The 16,561-nt window shown below is 69.1% G+C and carries 14 protein-coding genes; 8 read left to right on the top strand and 6 right to left on the bottom strand.

The window, feature by feature from the left end; all coding sequences use genetic code 11:
- Window positions 1–149: 149 nt before the first annotated feature.
- The 3 genes from ACIRSS_RS23445 to ACIRSS_RS23435 form a co-directional block, all read right to left on the bottom strand.
- Complete coding sequence (locus tag ACIRSS_RS23445; protein WP_400898249.1) at window positions 150–524, bottom strand: hypothetical protein; 375 nt, start codon at window positions 522–524, stop codon at window positions 150–152.
- 84 nt (window positions 525–608) lie between these two features.
- Complete coding sequence (locus ACIRSS_RS23440; RefSeq protein WP_400898247.1) at window positions 609–1,712, bottom strand: NAD(P)H-binding protein; 1,104 nt, start codon at window positions 1,710–1,712, stop codon at window positions 609–611.
- Between the two features lie 36 nt (window positions 1,713–1,748).
- Window positions 1,749–2,780 carry an NAD(P)/FAD-dependent oxidoreductase gene (locus ACIRSS_RS23435; protein ID WP_400898245.1) on the bottom strand — a complete coding sequence of 344 codons (1,032 nt, stop codon included), beginning with the start codon at window positions 2,778–2,780 and terminating at the stop codon, window positions 1,749–1,751.
- A gap of 271 nt (window positions 2,781–3,051) precedes the next feature.
- Between ACIRSS_RS23435 and ACIRSS_RS23430 the strand changes: the two genes are divergently transcribed.
- Window positions 3,052–3,570: a cyclic nucleotide-binding domain-containing protein gene (locus ACIRSS_RS23430; protein WP_400898243.1), complete on the top strand. Its 519-nt coding sequence runs from the start codon at window positions 3,052–3,054 to the stop codon at window positions 3,568–3,570.
- 46 nt (window positions 3,571–3,616) lie between these two features.
- Here ACIRSS_RS23430 and ACIRSS_RS23425 read toward each other — a convergent pair whose 3' ends face one another.
- The 3 genes from ACIRSS_RS23425 to ACIRSS_RS23415 form a co-directional block, all read right to left on the bottom strand.
- The gene (locus ACIRSS_RS23425) at window positions 3,617–4,570 is read right to left on the bottom strand and encodes an alpha/beta fold hydrolase (protein WP_400898241.1); all 954 of its coding nucleotides are present in this window, start codon (window positions 4,568–4,570) and stop codon (window positions 3,617–3,619) included.
- Window positions 4,571–4,603: 33 nt separating this feature from the next.
- The gene (locus tag ACIRSS_RS23420) at window positions 4,604–5,401 is read right to left on the bottom strand and encodes an oxidoreductase (RefSeq protein ID WP_400898239.1); all 798 of its coding nucleotides are present in this window, start codon (window positions 5,399–5,401) and stop codon (window positions 4,604–4,606) included.
- A 153-nt stretch (window positions 5,402–5,554) separates the two neighbouring features.
- Window positions 5,555–6,496 carry an alpha/beta fold hydrolase gene (locus tag ACIRSS_RS23415; RefSeq protein ID WP_400898237.1) on the bottom strand — a complete coding sequence of 314 codons (942 nt, stop codon included), beginning with the start codon at window positions 6,494–6,496 and terminating at the stop codon, window positions 5,555–5,557.
- 293 nt (window positions 6,497–6,789) lie between these two features.
- On the opposite strand from ACIRSS_RS23415, the gene ACIRSS_RS23410 reads away from it, so the two are divergent.
- The 7 genes from ACIRSS_RS23410 to ACIRSS_RS23380 all read left to right on the top strand — a co-directional run bounded on the left by ACIRSS_RS23410 (window position 6,790) and on the right by ACIRSS_RS23380 (window position 15,144).
- Complete coding sequence (locus ACIRSS_RS23410) at window positions 6,790–7,413, top strand: TetR/AcrR family transcriptional regulator (RefSeq protein WP_400898235.1); 624 nt, start codon at window positions 6,790–6,792, stop codon at window positions 7,411–7,413.
- A gap of 182 nt (window positions 7,414–7,595) precedes the next feature.
- On the top strand, window positions 7,596–8,237 hold the full coding sequence (locus tag ACIRSS_RS23405) for a hypothetical protein (RefSeq protein ID WP_400898233.1): 642 nt from the start codon (window positions 7,596–7,598) through the stop codon (window positions 8,235–8,237).
- Window positions 8,238–8,418: 181 nt separating this feature from the next.
- On the top strand, window positions 8,419–9,039 hold the full coding sequence (locus ACIRSS_RS23400; protein WP_400898231.1) for a hypothetical protein: 621 nt from the start codon (window positions 8,419–8,421) through the stop codon (window positions 9,037–9,039).
- 89 nt (window positions 9,040–9,128) lie between these two features.
- Window positions 9,129–10,628: an ATP-binding protein gene (locus ACIRSS_RS23395; protein WP_400898229.1), complete on the top strand. Its 1,500-nt coding sequence runs from the start codon at window positions 9,129–9,131 to the stop codon at window positions 10,626–10,628.
- 383 nt (window positions 10,629–11,011) lie between these two features.
- Window positions 11,012–13,072, top strand: coding sequence for a hypothetical protein (locus tag ACIRSS_RS23390; protein WP_400898227.1), 2,061 nt, complete (start codon window positions 11,012–11,014; stop codon window positions 13,070–13,072).
- Window positions 13,073–13,210: 138 nt separating this feature from the next.
- A complete protein-coding gene (locus ACIRSS_RS23385) occupies window positions 13,211–14,167 on the top strand; it encodes a PP2C family protein-serine/threonine phosphatase (protein ID WP_400898225.1) in 957 nt (318 codons plus the stop codon).
- On the top strand, window positions 14,164–15,144 hold the full coding sequence (locus tag ACIRSS_RS23380) for a bifunctional DNA primase/polymerase (protein WP_400898223.1): 981 nt from the start codon (window positions 14,164–14,166) through the stop codon (window positions 15,142–15,144). The genes ACIRSS_RS23385 and ACIRSS_RS23380 overlap by 4 nt, the downstream gene beginning before the upstream one ends.
- The last annotated feature ends 1,417 nt before the right edge of the window (window positions 15,145–16,561 follow it).

The following is a 16,561-nucleotide window of genomic DNA, read 5'->3' as shown; positions in this document are numbered from 1 at the left end:
ATCAGCGCCGAGGCGACGCCCGAGTCCTCGTGATGGATGCTGAGGTCGCCCCTGGATCGCAGTGGTCATCACCGCGCCGATGCCGGGGCCCAGCAGGATCAGGCCGGGCATGATGTGCGTGTCGTAGGTGCTGTCCAGCTCGAGCCGGGTCAGCAGGGCCATCCCGGTTGCCGCGACCAGGAAGCCGACGCTGACGACGATCTTGGGCCGAGCTTGGGCAGGACCAGCAAAAATATCGTGGCCGACGAAACGACGCCGGCCGCGACCATCGGCAGGAACGCCAGACCGGTCTTGATCGGCGAGTAGCCGAGGCTGGCCGCGACGGCCTCGAAACCGGCCAAGCCGATCACGAAGAGGGAACGTCGGGCCAGCAGGTCACCGAGCCGGCTGCCGAGCAGCAGCAGGCTGCCGAACGCCAGCGCGTAGCCCATGATGACCCACTGCCAGCTGCCGGCGCTGAAACCGAGGTCCCGCTGCGCCTCGGGCCGCGCGATGTTCACGACGGTCGCATCGAGCATGACCATGACCAGCACGACCAGCGCACGGCATGTGAGCCACGAAGGTCCGAGCCTGTCCGGAGGCGGGCGCCCCGTGGTCGACGCTGGAACTCATTTTTCCCCTACCAGTTCGCGCAGGCGCGTGTTGTTCTGCAGCGCCCATCGCATGGTCCGCGGCGGGCGTCCGAGCAGGGTTGCCAGTTGGTCGGAGAGGACGTCGTACCGCCCGCTGGCGATCAGCCTGGTCTGGGTCTTCAGGTGCGCCGCCACGTGCCGGGCCGCAGCCGGGTCGCCCAGCGTTTCCTGCAGGACGGTCTCGTCGATGACAGCCTCGTTCCAGGCCTCCACGTCCTCGGGGATGTAGGTGACCTGGCGTCCCAGCACGGCTGCGTAGTCCTCAGCGAACCCGTGCATGTCCTTCAGCTCCGGGCCGGTGAGCTCGTAGGACTTCGAGATGTGCGGTGCGGGGTCGGCCAGAATCTTCACGCACACCTCTGCCACGTCGTGAACGGCGATGGGCGCGAGCCGCTGGTTGCCGAAGGGCAGGCGCAGTTCACCGTTGCTCAGCGGACCCAGAAGCATCCAGGTCAGATGGGGGTTCTCGGCGAACAGGGTCGCACGCACGTTGACGGTCGGGATGCCGGACCAGTCCAGCACCCGCTCGCAGACCCAGTGCGCCCGCTGCTGCGGTGACCAGTCCGTGACCAGTCCACCGAGCCAGGAACGCAGCTCCTCCTCCGGTGCGGTCATCTTCTCGAGCGTCATGTACGACTGCTCGTAGTTGGACAGGTGCACGAATGCCTCGATGTCGCCCTGGGCTCGCGCCGCCGCGGCCATCAAGGTGAGGGCATCGGCGTAGTACGGCTGCGGGGTCATGCTGAAGTAGATACGCTTGACACCCTTCAGTGCGGCGGTCACGTCCGCGAGTTTGAGCAGGTCGCCGACGAAGACCTCGGCCCCGGCCTCGCGCAGCGACTGCGCGCGTTCGTCGTCCCGCCGCACGAACGCGCGCACCGGGTGGCCCTGTTCGAGCAGCATGTCGACCATCACCCTGCTCACGCCACCGACTTGGCCGCCGGCGCCGGTGATCAGAATGGGATTGCGCTCCGTCATTGTCATGTCCTTCATCAGGTTGGGGTGGGTCGGCAGTTCAGGAAGCCGAGGAGTGCGGCGTTGACCTCGGCGCGACGCTCCTGCCGCCTGCTTGCCGGGCATGGCCGGAAACCGGCTGGAAACAGATCGGCTTCCTCCCTAGCCGACGCTTACCTCGGCGGTCCCCTGGAGGGCCGCGTCGGCGTCGGCGATGGCCAGCATCTTGTTGATGTCGGCGCCGGCCAGCGCACCGGCCGCCGCTGAGGCTCCGACCTGGGCGGCCGGATCGGTGGCGTTACCGGCCACCCACACCCCCGGTACCTCTGTGATCCCGGCCAGGCCGGAGACGAAACCACGGCCCACGTTGGGATTCGGCAGGTCCCGTACCGGCAGGCCCAGACCCTCCAGACCCCGGGTCCGGGCCTGCATCTGCGGGCCGACCGCGAGCACGCGGCGGGGCACGACCTGGCCGTCGGCCAGGCGCACCCCGGCGAGGGCACCGTCCTCGTCGTCGACGACCTCGGCGACCGGGGTGTCGACGACGCGGATCCCGCGGGCGGCGAAGCGGGCACGGCTGTCTTCGTCCAGATCGGTGCCGTGGGTGAAGTAGGTCAGGTCCTCGGTCAGCTGACGGAACAGCAATGCGTGGCCGACGGAGGCCGGGCCGGTGGCGAGGACACCGATGGGTTCATCGCGCACTTCCCAGCCGTGGCAGTACGGGCAGTGCACCACGCTGTGCCCCCAGTGCTGGGCGAGCCCGGGCACGTCCGGCAGCACATCCGTGAGGCCGGTGGCCACGAGAATGCGGCGAGCGGTGATGCTGCGGCCGTCGGCCAGGGTGACGGTGAACCGCAGGTCCCCGTCCGCCGCCGGTACGGCGGGCTCGGCCGAGACGACCTCGCCCTGCACGACGCGTCCGCCGTACTGGCGCACCTGCTCCCGGCCCCGTCGAAGGATCTCGGCCGGCGGGGTGCCGTCGAAGACGATGAAGCCGTGCACGGCTTCCGCGGGTGCGTTGCGCGGGGAGCCGCTGTCGATCACGACGACCGAGCGGCGGGAGCGGGCGAGGATCAGCGCACCGTTCAGCCCGGCGGCGCCCCCGCCGATCACCACCGCGTCGACGGTCCCCTCGTCCGGCGCGTCGCTCGCGAAGCCCTCGCCGAAGGGCAGTCGCTGGGTCACCTGTGTCATGAGTTCACTCTCCAAGCCGCTTCGCGGCATCACGGTCCCGCAAGCCCGGACCAAGCCGGTCCGACGAGCCCAGGACAGTTGTGTACTGAACTGTCAGAAATCTATGCGGTTCTGTACTGATTTGTCAAGTACGATCGATCGGCCATGCCATCGGCACATCGGGCCACTGGTCGTTCCCGCAAATCAACGATCAGGCTGGTCGGGTCCAAGAAGGACGCTCGCAGACCGGAGCGATTCGCCTGCCAGACAAGGAAGAAAGAGCACCCTCCCCGTGCCGGAGGAGCTGGCCCACTCGTCCCGTCGGCTGGACGAGATCGAAGAGGCGGCATGGCCGGTGCTGAGCCAACACGCCCTGGACCTGTCGCGGCCAACCGGCGAGGAACTGCACGCCGCGCTCGGCGAGTTTCGGTGGGAGGCCGGTGAACCCACCGACTTGCACCTCGTGCTGGCAGGTGGCGTGCTCCTCGTGGACCGCCGCGAGGAGCAGGTCGTCTTTGTGATCGAGCCCGGTGACTTCGTCGGCGAGCTGGGCATGTTGATGGGGCAATGCGCCGTCTTCCAGGGCGCGGCCATGGAAGGCACCACGATCCTGTGGTTCGGAGGGGAGGAACTGCGCCGGCTGGTGGAAATTCGGGGAGCTGAGCGATGTCCTGCTGTCCGCTTTGGATGCCCGGCGGCGATTCCTGAGCAGGACTGGCGAGGGTGGTCTGGTACTGGCCGGAGACGACGACCGCGCGTGGCGTCGGGCGTCGGCGAGGGATCCGTGGTCATCTCCGCAGTCCACGCCTAGAAGGTCGTTCTGATTCGCGCCGTGGTGGAACAGCTGCGATGCCGGGTCAGCTCGCCCCGGGTCCGGCGGAGGTAACCGGAGCGCTACTGGCCCAGGCCGCGATCCGCTCCGCGATCGTCTCGGGGGCTTCGATGTGCAGAAAATGACCGACGTCGGGGATGACCTCCCGCGCGTGCGGGGCGGCGAACCGATGCCGGTCGTCGGCCTGCGGGGGGAGGAAGCAACCGTCGTCAGCACCGTGCAGTTGCAGCATGGGTACGGTGATCGGCTGAGACAGGCGGCGTATCGCCCCGAGCATGCCGGGTCGCAGCATCTCCCGGTAGTACTTGATGGGCGCGGGCATGCTGGCCCGCAGGTGCTCGTGCAGCTCCGCCTGGAGAGCTGGATCGAGCGAGAGGCCGGGTGACCACTGACGCCAGAGGCGGTCGATGAGGGCGAGATCGCGGGCGGTGGCCATCCAGCCGCTTCCCGGCAGTTGAAAGAGCCCCATGTACCAGCTGCGGCGCAGCTGAGCGGGGCGCGGCCGGGTCAGGAACGTGATGGGATGGGGGATGGCGAGCGTGACCGCGCGTTCGATCCGCTCCGGCGCGGTGACGCAGGCATCGTAGGTGATCAGGGCGCCCCAGTCGTGGCCGATCAACTCCACGGCTCGCCCGGGAGACCAGCGGTCGATCAGCGCGAGCACGTCGCTGGTGAGGGATGCGAAGTCGAACGGCCCCGCGGTCGGGGACGGCGCGTAACCGCGAAGCCAGGGCGCGACGACGCGACGTCCGCGGCGGCCGAGCTCGGCGAGGAAGGGCATCGCGGTCGGCGGATGGTCCGGGAAGCCGTGCAGGACGAGCGTCGGGCGACCATCGGGATCACCACCCTGCAGCGCGTGAAAGGTGCCGTGTGGCAGGTCGAAGGTGACGTGTTCGAACTTCATGTTTGTCAGCTCTTCTCCGAGAGCGGTCGGACTAGGGATGCTGATGCTGGCTTCGGTGTCTCTGGTGGTGGACATGTGCGTCTCCTCGGGCGCCGGGTGTACTGCGGGTCAGCTGGCCAGTCGGTTGAGCTTGCGGATCTGTGTGTCGAAGGTGCGCGAGGGCACGATTCGGCGCAGGAGGCTGACGCGTTTGGCCATCGATCCGGCGGGGTAGCGGAGCTTGGGCTTGGAGTCGGTGGCGGCCGTGACGATCACCTTTGCGACAGTGGCCGGGTCATCGGCGGTGCGCAGGGCCGTGGCCAGCACGTCTCGGGAGGCCTCCCGCTGCTCGGCGTAGACCGGCATGGGCGAGTCGGGTCCCATGCTGCTCGCCTCGAAACTCGTGCTTGTGTAGGCCGGCTCGACCAGCAGCATCCGGACACCGTGCTCGCGAAGCTCATGGTCGACGGACTCGGAGTAGCCCTCGACCGCATGCTTGGTGGCGGCATAGACGGCCATGAAGGGCGCTGGGACCCGGCCCATCATCGATGAGACGTTGACCACGCGGCCACTGCCCTGGGCGCGCATGTGAGGCAACACAGCGTTTGACATCCGAATCACGCCGAAGAAGTTGACGTCGAAGACCTCCTTGGCCTGGTCGATCGAGCTCTCCTCGCCGGCGCCGACCGCGCCCACGCCTGCGTTGTTGACCAGGACGTCGATCCGGCTGAACCGCTCGATCACCTCCTCGACCAGGGAGCGGACCGACTCGTCGCTGGCCACGTCGAGATTGAGGAACGTCACCCCGGCGAGCGGCTCGGCGTTCGCCGCGTTGCGGCTCGTGCCGACCACCGCGAAACCGGCGTTCACGAGGGCAAGCGCTGCCGCCCGCCCGATCCCGGAGGACGCACCCGTCACAAGGGCCACTCGGGGAACTGTCTGCATGGTGATTCCTTCGGTTGTGGGCATGACGCCGTCGTGCCCAGTGCGGGGGTCGCCAAGGATGGTTGTGGCCTGAACAGTCAGAAATCGAGGCGGTTCTGTACTGACATGCCGGAGAAGGCCACGACCGTTCGGCCTTCAGGTGTGTGTGGACGTCTGCAGGAACAGTTCGAGCAGTGCCAGCAGCGTCTCGGGAGCGTCCTCGGTCGGGAAGTGGCCGGCGCCCGGGATCTCGACCACAGGTGCGTCGGGGTAGCTGAGCTTGAACGCCGGGATCACGTACTTGGGCAGCAGTGCGGTGTCGCGCATCCCGACCGCCAGCATCGCCGGCAGGCCTCGCACCGCGGCGACAGCTTCCATGGGCGGCGGGCCGGGCGGCGGGCCCTGCGGGCCCTCCAGGACCTGCCTGGGGAACGCGATGACACCGCGGCACTGCGCCGGGGTCGGGAAGGGGCTGGAGTACGCGCGGATCCAGGTCGGCGTGGCGATCTCCGGTCGGGCGACATGTTGCAGGTCGATCATCAGCTGGGCGATGGTGTGACCCGCCTGTCCGAGGATCTGCTCGAACGAACCGTCCGCGAGCGCCGACTGTGCCCATTGGAACCACCGGCTCTCCGCGCCGTTGGCCTTCATCAGATCGTCGATGCTCTCAGCGAGAGGCAGCACGGTGTTCACCGCGAAGATCCGGGAGATCCGGCTGGGATTGCGCAATGCGAACCCGGTGCCGATGGGGCCGCCCCAGTCACGGACCACCAGGGTGATGGCCGTGAGGTCGAGCGTGTCGACGAGCAACGATTCGAGGTTCAGGATGTGTTCGCTCGCGTCGTACGTGCGGACCTGGGGCGTCTCGCTCTTGCCGAAGCCCATGTGGTAGGGAACGACCACCCGGTGGTGACGTGACAGCGGCCCGATCAGGTGGCGCCACTCGTAGCCCCACGTGGGCTCGCCGTGCAGCATGACGATCGTCTGACTGGGCCGCTCGGGGCCCTCGTCGACATAATGCTGACGGAAGCCGGCAGCCTCGCTGAAACGGGCGGGATACGGCCACGTGCCGTCGAACGTCTCGTCAGCAGCAATCACGGGGTATCGAGCCTTCCGGTGCGGTGTTATCCGTACTGACCGCGGCCATGAGGTCCTCCGAAGTATTGGTTCTGAAGCAGCCTTCATCGACTGCTCGTTCTTGCGCCGAGCTGCGTGCTACGCCCTGAACGTCATGGGTTCAACGTCCCAGCCGCCTTCGCGACGCCACGGTCGTGCAAGCTCGGATCAAGCGGATCAGGCAAGCTCAGAGCGGTTATGTACCGAACTGTCATAAACGTAGGCGGTTCTGTACTGAGTTGTCAACTACGACAGGTCGGCGCTACCTTCTAGGTATGGCAAGACCACGAACCTTCGACCGCGACCACGTCCTCCACGCCGCCGAGCGGCAGTTCCGCACCTCGGGCTACAACGGCTCGAGCGTCGACGACATCAGCGCCGCCACCGGCATGGGCCGCGGCAGCCTCTATGCCGCATTCGACGGCAAGCACGGCGTGCTGCTGCAGGCGATGACCGGATACTTCGCCCGGATGGCGCAGTTTGCGCCGCAGGCGCTCGCCGGACCGGACGAGGACGCCCTGGAACGACTGCACAGCTACCTGCTCCGCGCCGTCCACGGGGTGCCACTCGCCGACGACGTACCCCCCGCCCCCGACCGCGCGGCAGCAACCTGCTTCGCCGCCAAAATGGCCCTGGAGATCGGTGCCTCCGACCCCGAGGTGAAACGCCTGGCCAAAGACTGCTTCTCCGTGCTCGTGACGGCGGTGGCCGAGTGTGTACGAGCGGCACAGCGCAACGGCGACATCGACCCCGACGCGGATGCCGAGGACCTCGCCTACCTCCTGCTGACCATCATCCGCGGAACCGACGTCGTAGGCGCATACGGCCACAGTCCTGCCCGCCTGACCTCGATCGCGGAAAGCGCGTTCGCGTTGCTGCCTCGCCCGCGTCACCGCTGAGGAGGGCACGGCGGCCTTTCAACGCGCTGAAATCCTCGCCCGCCTCGACGAGCGCGCCGAGGCACTGCGGCTGCTGTCGGCCACCGACAGCATGATCGAGCATCTGCCGCCCGCCGAGGAGCTGCCACCCTCGGGCTATTGGTACACCGCACCGTTCTTACAACGCCTGCCCTTCAGCCGGGGTGTGCGCGCAGGCCTGCTACGCCCGCAACGGCACCTACCTGTTTCCTCAGGTGAAAGCACGCCACCAGGACAACCTGCGCTGGACCATGGACGACCTGTCCGGCTGGCAGCACGCCATGCTGGAGGAGTTGTCGCACAAGCGGTTCATCGACGCGTGGGTGCGGATCCACGACAGCGGTGATTTCTACTCCCGCGCCTACCTCACGGCGTGGCTGGAGATCATGCGCGCCCGTCTACGAACTCGATTCTATGCCTACACCAAGGAAGTCGCCGCGTTCCGGGACCTGGTCGAGCCGAACCCGCCGCGGAACTTCTGGTGGGTCTACTCCTACGGCGGCACGCAAGACTCCACATTGGACCCGAACACGGATCGGGTCGCCGGTGTCTTCCCCGACGAAGAGTCCATCACCGCTGCCGGCTGGCACTCCCAGGAAGAATCCGACCTGGTGGCCGTACTCGGACCGGCACCGGTCGGGATCCCGGCGAACAACATCGCGCACTTCAAGGCCCGCCAAGCCGGGCGCCGGTGGAGCCGCTGGCAGGCTGGCGTCGACGCCGCGCGTGCCGCTCGCCGCACCGGCACCCCGCCGACCACAGCGGCCGGCGACGACCGGCCGGGCACGTCCGGAGTCCCACGGTAGCGCCGCCCGGGACCACGGCGGCCACCCGCTACTGGCCAATGCCGCCTAGGTGCAGGAGCCGCCGCGGCCCCGGTCCGCGCTGTCACCAGCTCCACGACGTGCCACCCCGGACGCCGACCCGCCGCAACCGCGGCATCGGGAACCGGATCGACACACCTCACGATCAAAAGGGAGACAGCAGATGTCGAACGAGTTGATGCCGTACCTGCACGCGGTCGCCGACGTGCTCGGCGCCCCGTGGCGCGCTGCCACCCCCCGCTGCGTCGGTGAGGACGCCGCGCTCATCGGCCCCGACGGCGGATGGATCAGCGTGACCGTCTCCTCCGGCACGGGCGACCGCCTGGTACTGGAAGCCTGGCTGGACTCCGCACTCAGCCCCCATCAGCCCACCGGAATGGCCCGGCCATCGGTGACCGTGGCCCGTGCCCGCCCCGCAGCCGCGGTCGGCAAAGACCTCGCCCGGCGACTGATCCCCGCCGTGGTCGAGCTGATCGACGCCGCCCGGGATCTCGCCCACCGGCGCGCCTGCGACGCCGCCGACCTCTCCAACGTCCTGGCCGCGATCGGCGCGGGCTTCGGCACCACCCCGGCAGCCGGGGCGAACACCGTGTCGGTCGGGGCCTACGGTCAGCCGCTGTTCGCGACCGCGCAGGTGCTGCAGCCGATCTGGCGCGACCGCCAACGGCGGGTGCGGTTCAGCATCGACGCCACCGTCGAGAACGCTCTCGCCCTGGCCGCGCTCGTCGGTGAACGCATCACCGCCGACCACACCGCGCACGCCGACCCCGACACCAGCCACTGACGCTCGGCGCCCCTGTCACGCAGCCGTCGAACACCCCCGACTCCGGCGGCCGCCGGAGCTCCTTTCTCCTCCCCTGAAAGGACAATGTCATGGAAGCCCTAACCCGTGTGGTCACGCTCGACGATTCCCAGGCCCGGATCATCGACGTCCGCGCCGACCTCGGCGTCGGCGACGCCGCGCTGCGCGTACACGGCCTCAACCCGACGGTCTCGCGCGAGACCCGCGACCGGGTACGCGCAGCGATCCGCAACAGCGGCCTGTCCTGGCCCCACGGGGTCGTGCACCTCACCGCCTCCACCGCACACCCGCGCTCCGACGTCGATCTCGCCGCCGCGGCCGCAGCGCTGCTGGTCACCGGAGCGGTGCCGGTCCGGCGGTTGACCGCGACCGCGCTTATCGGCGAACTCGGCCTCGACGGCACCGTCCGGCCGGTCCCCGACATCCTGCTCCGCGCCGTCGCCGCCGCCGACGCCGGTTTCACGTACTTGGTCGTGCCTGCGGCCAATGCCGCCGACGCACGCGCCGTCCCCGGCCTCACCATCGTCCCCGTCGCTGGCCTGGACGACCTCATCAGCTGGCTACGCAGCAATCCCACCCCGGCCCTACCTCCCGGATCAGCCGTACGGGGACAGTCAGCCCCGTCGTGGGCTCCCGAAGCCTGGGCCCAGCTGTCGCCCACGGCGGTCCGAGCCGCCGCCGTCGCGGCCGCGGGCGGACACCACACCCTCCACGTCGCGGGTCCTGGCGACCCGGTACTCCTGCTGCCGCGGCTGATCCGGACGCTGATGGCCGACCTCTCCGACACCGAGACCCTCGAGGTCAACAGGCTGCACTCCCTGGCCGGCGAGCCACTGCCCGACAACGGGGGCCACACCCGCCCGCCCGCCGCGTCTCTGCACCCCACTGACACGATCGCCTCGATCGTCGGCTCGTTCACCCGGCCCGGACTTCTCACCCTCGCCCACCGCGGCGTGCTGACCGTCGAAGACCTCCCCGACTTCTCCGCCGCGACTCTCGAGGTCCTGCGTCCGGCGATGGAGAACGGCACGCTGTCCATCGCGGACGCAGCTGGCGCGGGGTCGCGCCCGGCCGGGGCGCGCATGGTGTTCACCGCCCGGGACTGCCTCTGCGGTAGCGCACGGGCCGAGGACTGCCGCTGCACCCCGGCGCAGCGGGCGCGCTACTTCGCCTGGATCCCGCTGTGGCTGCTCGACCGCGTCGACCTGTTTGTCCGAGCGGTTACCGTCGCCAAGCCCGATCCGTCGCTGCCGTCCCTGGAGTCGGTGCGGGAGGGTGTCGTCCGAGCTCGGGAACGCGCGCGCCACCGGTGGGGTGCCGCACCGGAACCCGGCGCCGAGACCGACTACACACAAGCCGTCACCGGCCTTCCCTCCAACGCTGTGGAACAGGTGGATGACGCGATCCGGCAGGGCCGGATCACTCCCCGGACCGCTGCGCGGTGCCTGCGGCTGGCCTGGACACGAGCCGACCTGGACGGCCGACTGTACCCGGACATCGCCGACATCTGGCTGACGCTCTCGCACCGCAGCGGAATGCTGGGCCTGCTACGGAATCCGGCTCCGCGGTGAGCTGCAACAAGAGGTGCGTGTGGCCACGAGCCCGATGGCGGAATAAGCCCGCCGCAGCGGAACTCGGAGGAAAGATGAGGAAATCGTTGCCGCACAAAGATAGCGAATGCGGGTGTTCCGGTCGGGCCGACGCACTCTAGCGGACCCTGGCGTCAGCGGAAGCCCGCCCGATCACGACGTCGGCGGCGGATGGGCAGAGATGGGGCGGGCTTGCCGCCGACGCGGGCGGCCCCGCTTGGGCGAGTGCGTCCCGACCGGGACACCCGCCTTCCGCTCCTTCTCCACCGCGACGCGGTGATGGAGAAAGCAGGTGGTGCGGGGTTCGTGGCCGGTCATCGGAATCGTTTCCGGTGACCGGCCGGCCCGTGTGAAGGAGCACCTTCGTGACCAGCACGATGGATCTGCCGACCCAGCGCGACACCGACAACCCGACGGCCACACCGGACACCGACCTCCCCACGACCAGCCTCCCCACCGACGACCTGGGCGGTGCCGCCGCCGAGGACACCGCCTCCGACAGCGACACGACCGCGACCGACGTTGAGGAGACTCCGCTCGACGAACTGTCCGATGAGGACCGCGCCGCGCTGCACGCGCAGTGGGACGCCGAGATCGACACCGTCGTCCGGGCCGACCCGCACACCGTGCTGCTCGCCGAGAACGTGCGCACCGACAACGCCGAAGCCGACGAGGACACCACGGCGAACTTCAAGACCCACGGCGTCAAGACCGCGGTCAACGGCTACCGGGACTACGACACCGGCGCCATCGTGGTCACCGAAGGCCAGCGCCGCGTCCTCAACTCCCGCGAAGCCGGCTGCACGGTGCCGGTGTGGATGAAGACCCCGCCGCCGGCCGACGAGCGCAAGGCCACCATCGAGCGGATCGTCAACCAGTTCATCGAGAACGACCCCGCCCTGCGCAGGTCCCTGACCCTGGCCGACACCGCCCGCGCCCTCAAACAGCTCGCCGCGTTCAACCTCAAGCCCGCCGGGATCGCCCGCAAGCTCGCGCTGGGCAAGCAGGGCAAGACCTACGTCGAGAACGTCCTGCAGGCCGGGAAGAGCGAACTGGCCCTCAAGGCCACCGAACGCTACGACCTCGACCTGCTGCAGGCCGCGGTCATCGCCGAATTCGACGAAGCCGGCGACACCGACACGGCCAAGAAACTCATCCTCACCGCGCGTACGGCGCCGAACAACTTCGCCCAGCTCGCCGAGCGCAAGCGCACCGAACGCCTGGACAAGCAGCGGCTCGCAGCCCTGACCGAGGACCTCACCGAAGAACTGACCACCGCGGGCGTCACGATCTTCGACCAGAACCTGCCCGACAGCTACGGGGACGCACGCTCGCTGGACCGGCTGCGCCCCACCCCCGAACACGAGCCCCACACCGAGCTGACCGCCGAGGACCACGCGTCCTGCCCGGGACACGGCGCCTGGATCGAGACCGACCACCACGACGAGCAGGGCAACCAGATCCCGGTGGCCGTCTACGGCTGCGCCGACTTCCTCACACGCGGTCACGCCCTCAGCCACGCCCCGGCCGGCCGCGCGGACTTCACCACCACGTCCACCAGCACCGGCACCTCCGTCGACGGCGAATCGTCCGACGACGAGGACACGGCCGGCCAGTCCGATGAGGTCGCGGCCGCGCGCGCCGCCCACGCCGCCGCCGAACTCGAGCGCCAGAAGGCGCGCATCATCCGCAAGTGGGTGATCCAAAACAACAAGGACTGGGACGCCTCGCAGACCCCGCGCCGCGAGTGGCTGGCCGGGCTGGTGCAGCGCAAGACCGCGCCGCAGGGCGCGCAGCTGTTCCTCGCGCTGCAGAAGGCCCATGGCGGCTACGAGCTGCGGCGTGCGTTCGAGCGCAACCACCCGCTGGCCATGAAGCTGATCGGCCTGCCGGTGGGGGCCACGCTCGCCGACCTGACCGCCAAGGTCGCCAAGTCCCCCACCGCGGGGAAGGCCACCCTCTACGACCTGTTTATCACCCTCTGCGCGATCGAGGCGGACCTCTCCCGCAACACCTGGCGCAACCCGTGGGGCTCCGCGCAGGCGTACATGGCCGCGATCATCGGCTGGGGCTACCCCGCCTCCGACGTCGAGCGGAAGGTCGTCGCCCCCGAATCCGAGCAGGAGGTCATCGCCGCGGCACTGGGCGACCTCGTCGCCGATCCCACCAGCGACGCCGGCCCGACCGCCGACGGTGACGAGGCCGACGGTGCCGAGGCCCAGAACGACGCCGACCACGCCGCGGTGGAGGACCCCGCCGACGACCCCACCGCCGGGGTCGACGAGGTCGATGACGCGGGCGCGGGCGCGGACGACCAGAGCGACACGGTGACCGACCACACCGATGACGACGCCGACGGCACCGGTCAGGAGCCGGCCGAGCAGGAAATCGAGGCCGAGGCGGAGCTGATCGCCGCCGCGAGCTAGCCCGGACCGTCACCGCACCCGGTTCCTCACCAGGGGCGGGCCCGCACTACTGCCGGGCCCGCCCCGTTCCTGTCCGCCCTGTCGTCCTCGCCTCCCGCCGGCTCGCCGGCGGCCCCGCGCGTGAACGGAGTTCCTTCGATGCATCCGCACCTTCCGCCGGTCTTCGACACCATCCACCGCACCAGCGCCTACGCCTGCGGGCACCATCCCGTCTGGCCCTACGCCCCGCTGCCGCCCGGTCCGGAGTGGACTCACGTCACCTGCCGCTGCGGCTGGGCCGAGATCGCCGAATCCCACAGCGACGCCCGCGTCCTGGCCCGCCAGCACCGCCGCTACGCCGCCGAACACCCCACCTACCTCCCCGGGACGTCCCTGCGTATCGGTGGCCGCACCCATCAGGCCGACGCCACCGGCACGCACGTCTCCACCACCGGCACCCGCCACGGCTGGGCCTTGGCCGACGGCATCGGCGACTACCCGCTCGCCGCGCACGCCGCGGGCAGCGCGGCCGCGACCGCCGCCTACGTCGCCGCCGACCGCGGTGCCGTCGCCGGGCTGCTCGCCGCGGCCGGCACCCTCGCCGCCGTCAACGGCGGCGACACCGTCATGGTCGTCGCCGCCCCACGCCCGCCCGAATACGGCGCCGGGTGGGACATCGCGTGGATCGGGGACTGCCGTGCCTACGAATACGACCCGGACACCGACGTCCTCACCCAGCTCACCGTCGACCACACCGAAGGGCAGCGGCTGCGCGAGAGCCTCGCGGAGCATTACCGGGACCGGCCGCAGGACCTCGAGGAGCTGGCCGGCTGGCGGGACAACGTCGTCACCAGCTCCGTGGCCACCGCCGACCACGACTCCCTCGGCCACATCACCACAACCGGGCCCCGCCGCCGGCTTCTCCTCACCAGCGACGGCGTCCACAAACCCGTCCCGCACACCTCCCTGACCCGCGCGTGCCGCACCTTCAGCGACCCGCCCGCGTGCGCGAACCGGCTGACACTCGCCGCGCGGTACTACGGCGGCACCGACAACGCTGCCGCCCTGGTCATCGACCCCGTCCCGGCCCCGGTCGCGGCCGAGCTGGTGCCATGACCACCACGACTGCCCCGACGCTCATCACCGCCACCAACGGACTGCTGGCAGCCGCGTTAGGCGCCGCCGAGCGCGGATGGCCGGTGTTCCCGCTCGCCCCGCGCAGCAAACGGCCCGCCATCCCCGACTGGCAGCAGCGAGCCACCTGCGATCCCGACCGCATCCGCCGCTGGTGGCGCCGCCACCCGAGGCACAACGTCGGCATCGCCTGCGGCCCTGCGGGCTTGCTCGTGCTCGACCTCGACGCCGCCCACGGACCCATCCCCATCCCCTTGGCCCGCCAAGGCAACACCCACGGCCGGGACGTCCTCAAGGTGCTGGCCCAGCAGGCCGGCGAGCCCGACCCCGTGGATACGTTCACCGTCGCGACCCCACGCGGCGGCGAGCACCGCTACTTCGCCCGGCCGCCCGGGTCGCGGCTGCGCAGCACCGTCGGCGCCCGCGGACGCGGGCTCGGCTGGCAGATCGACACCCGCGGCCCCGGCGCGCTCATCACCGCACCCGGTTCCCTCGCCGTCGTCCGCGGCGTACCCGTGCCCTATGCCATCACCTGGGATCTGCCGATCGCTGTCCTGCCCGGATGGCTGGTCACCGCACTCACCCCACCGCCCCCGCCGCCTCGACCCGCGGCGGTCCCGCCGTACCCGCCAACCGGCCGACGCATTACCGCCTATGTCCAGGCCGCCGTCGCCGCCGAGTGCCGCAACGTCGCCACCGCCGAAGAAGGCCACCGCCGCATCACCGTCTACGCCGCTGCAGCAGCACTTGGCGAATTGCACGGCAACGGCTGGATCAGTGCCGCCGCGATCACCCACTACCTCACCGATGCTGCCCGCCACCACCTCGGCGTCGCCGATTTCGACTGGCACGAACTGACCACCACTATCCGCGACGGCGTAGCCGCCGGCCGCGAACACCCCCGCATCCTCACCGACCGCCCTGTATCCCGACACCGGCCGCAGCTGGGTGCCCACTGACCGAAGGGACGCCCTGATGCCCGGCACCACATCGCCCGATCCCAACCCCGCATCGAGCCTCACCTGGCGCTGGCAGCGCCAACCGGACAGCATCGACCTGGAAAGGCCCTCGTCCTCGCCCACCTGATCCCGGCCGGCTGGCTGCCGTTGCGCCATCACCGCGGTGACGAGCAGGTTGCCGTCGGCGTAGTAGCGGTAGCTGCCCGCGGCGCCGTCGGCTTCCGTCGCGGTGGCGACGTGGCTTTCGGCGTCGTAGGTGAACAATTTGCGAGACCCCGTGGGCCGCGCCTTTGTGTCCGCGTAGCTGTAGCTGATCTGCGTTGCCCCGGCCGGGCCGTCGGTGCTCACTGCCTGCGCAGAACAGGGGCCGCCATCGCCCACCGCCTCACTTGCGGCGGCATAGCCGCCGGCCGCGAACACCCCGCGCTGTGACAGATTGCCGATCACGGGCCCGGCACCCCTGATCAGTCTCAGTGCTCGCTATTATCCAGGTGTGTTAGGCAAGGTAGTCGACCACTTGGGGCAGACTCCGGGTGTGAACGGCAACCTCAGCTCGGTGGGTTTTGCAGGCGGAGACACGGCCAGATTTGGTCAGGGCAGGAGCCCGCCCGAACTTACGGGCGGCGACCAGCACGATCCCGAATCGCCAGCGCCAAACTTTGTCCTTGGCCGCCCCTCTGGATTTCAACCAGTCTGCCTCCACGGCGAGCCCTCGCGATTACCGAACTGGATGTCCACACGACAAAAGGGCGATGCCTACGTTTTCTTGATGAGACACTAATCGAGGTCGATCACGCAGTCTCTCGTGAACAACGCTGCCACGATCTCGTCCTTAACGAGCTCTCGATCGACATACGCTCTTTCACCAGGTCGCACTGTGCAGAACGTAACATTTCCCGTAAAACAGTCAGCATCACAAAGCGTAGGAGAAATCGATACGTGTGCAGTCATTTCGACATCAGAGAATTGATGGTGTTGCACGTGAAGAGCGCGCCAAGCGAAAGCCATTCCCCGCCGCAACATCTTAGGCACTCGCTCGTTCCGAATCTTACTCAGATCAAGATCAGGTATTCCGCGGCCATTGACAGCCGCCTCATAGTCCATTACTTGAGCAAACGTTGACCTGTCACCGCGGTATCCGTCGTACCAGCTCGACAATAAAACGGCGCCATCGATGATGCGCCACCCTCGCCTCACCACCACATCCATCTCGGGCGTCAAATCATGTCGACGAAGCGTACGCAGAATGCGCCCTCCACCAATCGCCTCCGCTTCGAAACTGAGCCATGACACGCCTTTCAACCCCTTTGCAGTGGTACGTCATCCACATGTCCCGATCACACACCGAAGATCTCCGTCGCTTTAACGGAGCCCTTTCATAACCTGGCATTTTGGCCAAACCTCAATGAAGGGAGCG

The organism is Amycolatopsis sp. NPDC101161 (assembly GCF_044768185.1).
Classification (GTDB): Bacteria; Actinomycetota; Actinomycetes; order Mycobacteriales; family Pseudonocardiaceae; genus Amycolatopsis.
Note: the sequence above shows the minus strand (reverse complement) of the source record. Positions and strands in the feature narration are given on the sequence as shown.

What these genes read in the sequence shown, in the direction of transcription:
- ACIRSS_RS23385 (WP_400898225.1), top strand. Translation starts at nt 13,211, where the DNA reads ATGCATCCGCACCTTCCGCCGGTCTTCGACACCATCCACCGCACCAGC.
- ACIRSS_RS23440 (WP_400898247.1), bottom strand. Translation starts at nt 1,712, where the DNA reads ATGCCCGGCAAGCAGGCGGCAGGAGCGTCGCGCCGAGGTCAACGCCGC.
- ACIRSS_RS23380 (WP_400898223.1), top strand. Translation starts at nt 14,164, where the DNA reads ATGACCACCACGACTGCCCCGACGCTCATCACCGCCACCAACGGACTG.
- ACIRSS_RS23410 (WP_400898235.1), top strand. Translation starts at nt 6,790, where the DNA reads ATGGCAAGACCACGAACCTTCGACCGCGACCACGTCCTCCACGCCGCC.
- ACIRSS_RS23445 (WP_400898249.1), bottom strand. Translation starts at nt 524, where the DNA reads ATGGTCATGCTCGATGCGACCGTCGTGAACATCGCGCGGCCCGAGGCG.
- ACIRSS_RS23395 (WP_400898229.1), top strand. Translation starts at nt 9,129, where the DNA reads ATGGAAGCCCTAACCCGTGTGGTCACGCTCGACGATTCCCAGGCCCGG.
- ACIRSS_RS23425 (WP_400898241.1), bottom strand. Translation starts at nt 4,570, where the DNA reads ATGTCCACCACCAGAGACACCGAAGCCAGCATCAGCATCCCTAGTCCG.
- ACIRSS_RS23400 (WP_400898231.1), top strand. Translation starts at nt 8,419, where the DNA reads ATGTCGAACGAGTTGATGCCGTACCTGCACGCGGTCGCCGACGTGCTC.
- ACIRSS_RS23435 (WP_400898245.1), bottom strand. Translation starts at nt 2,780, where the DNA reads ATGACACAGGTGACCCAGCGACTGCCCTTCGGCGAGGGCTTCGCGAGC.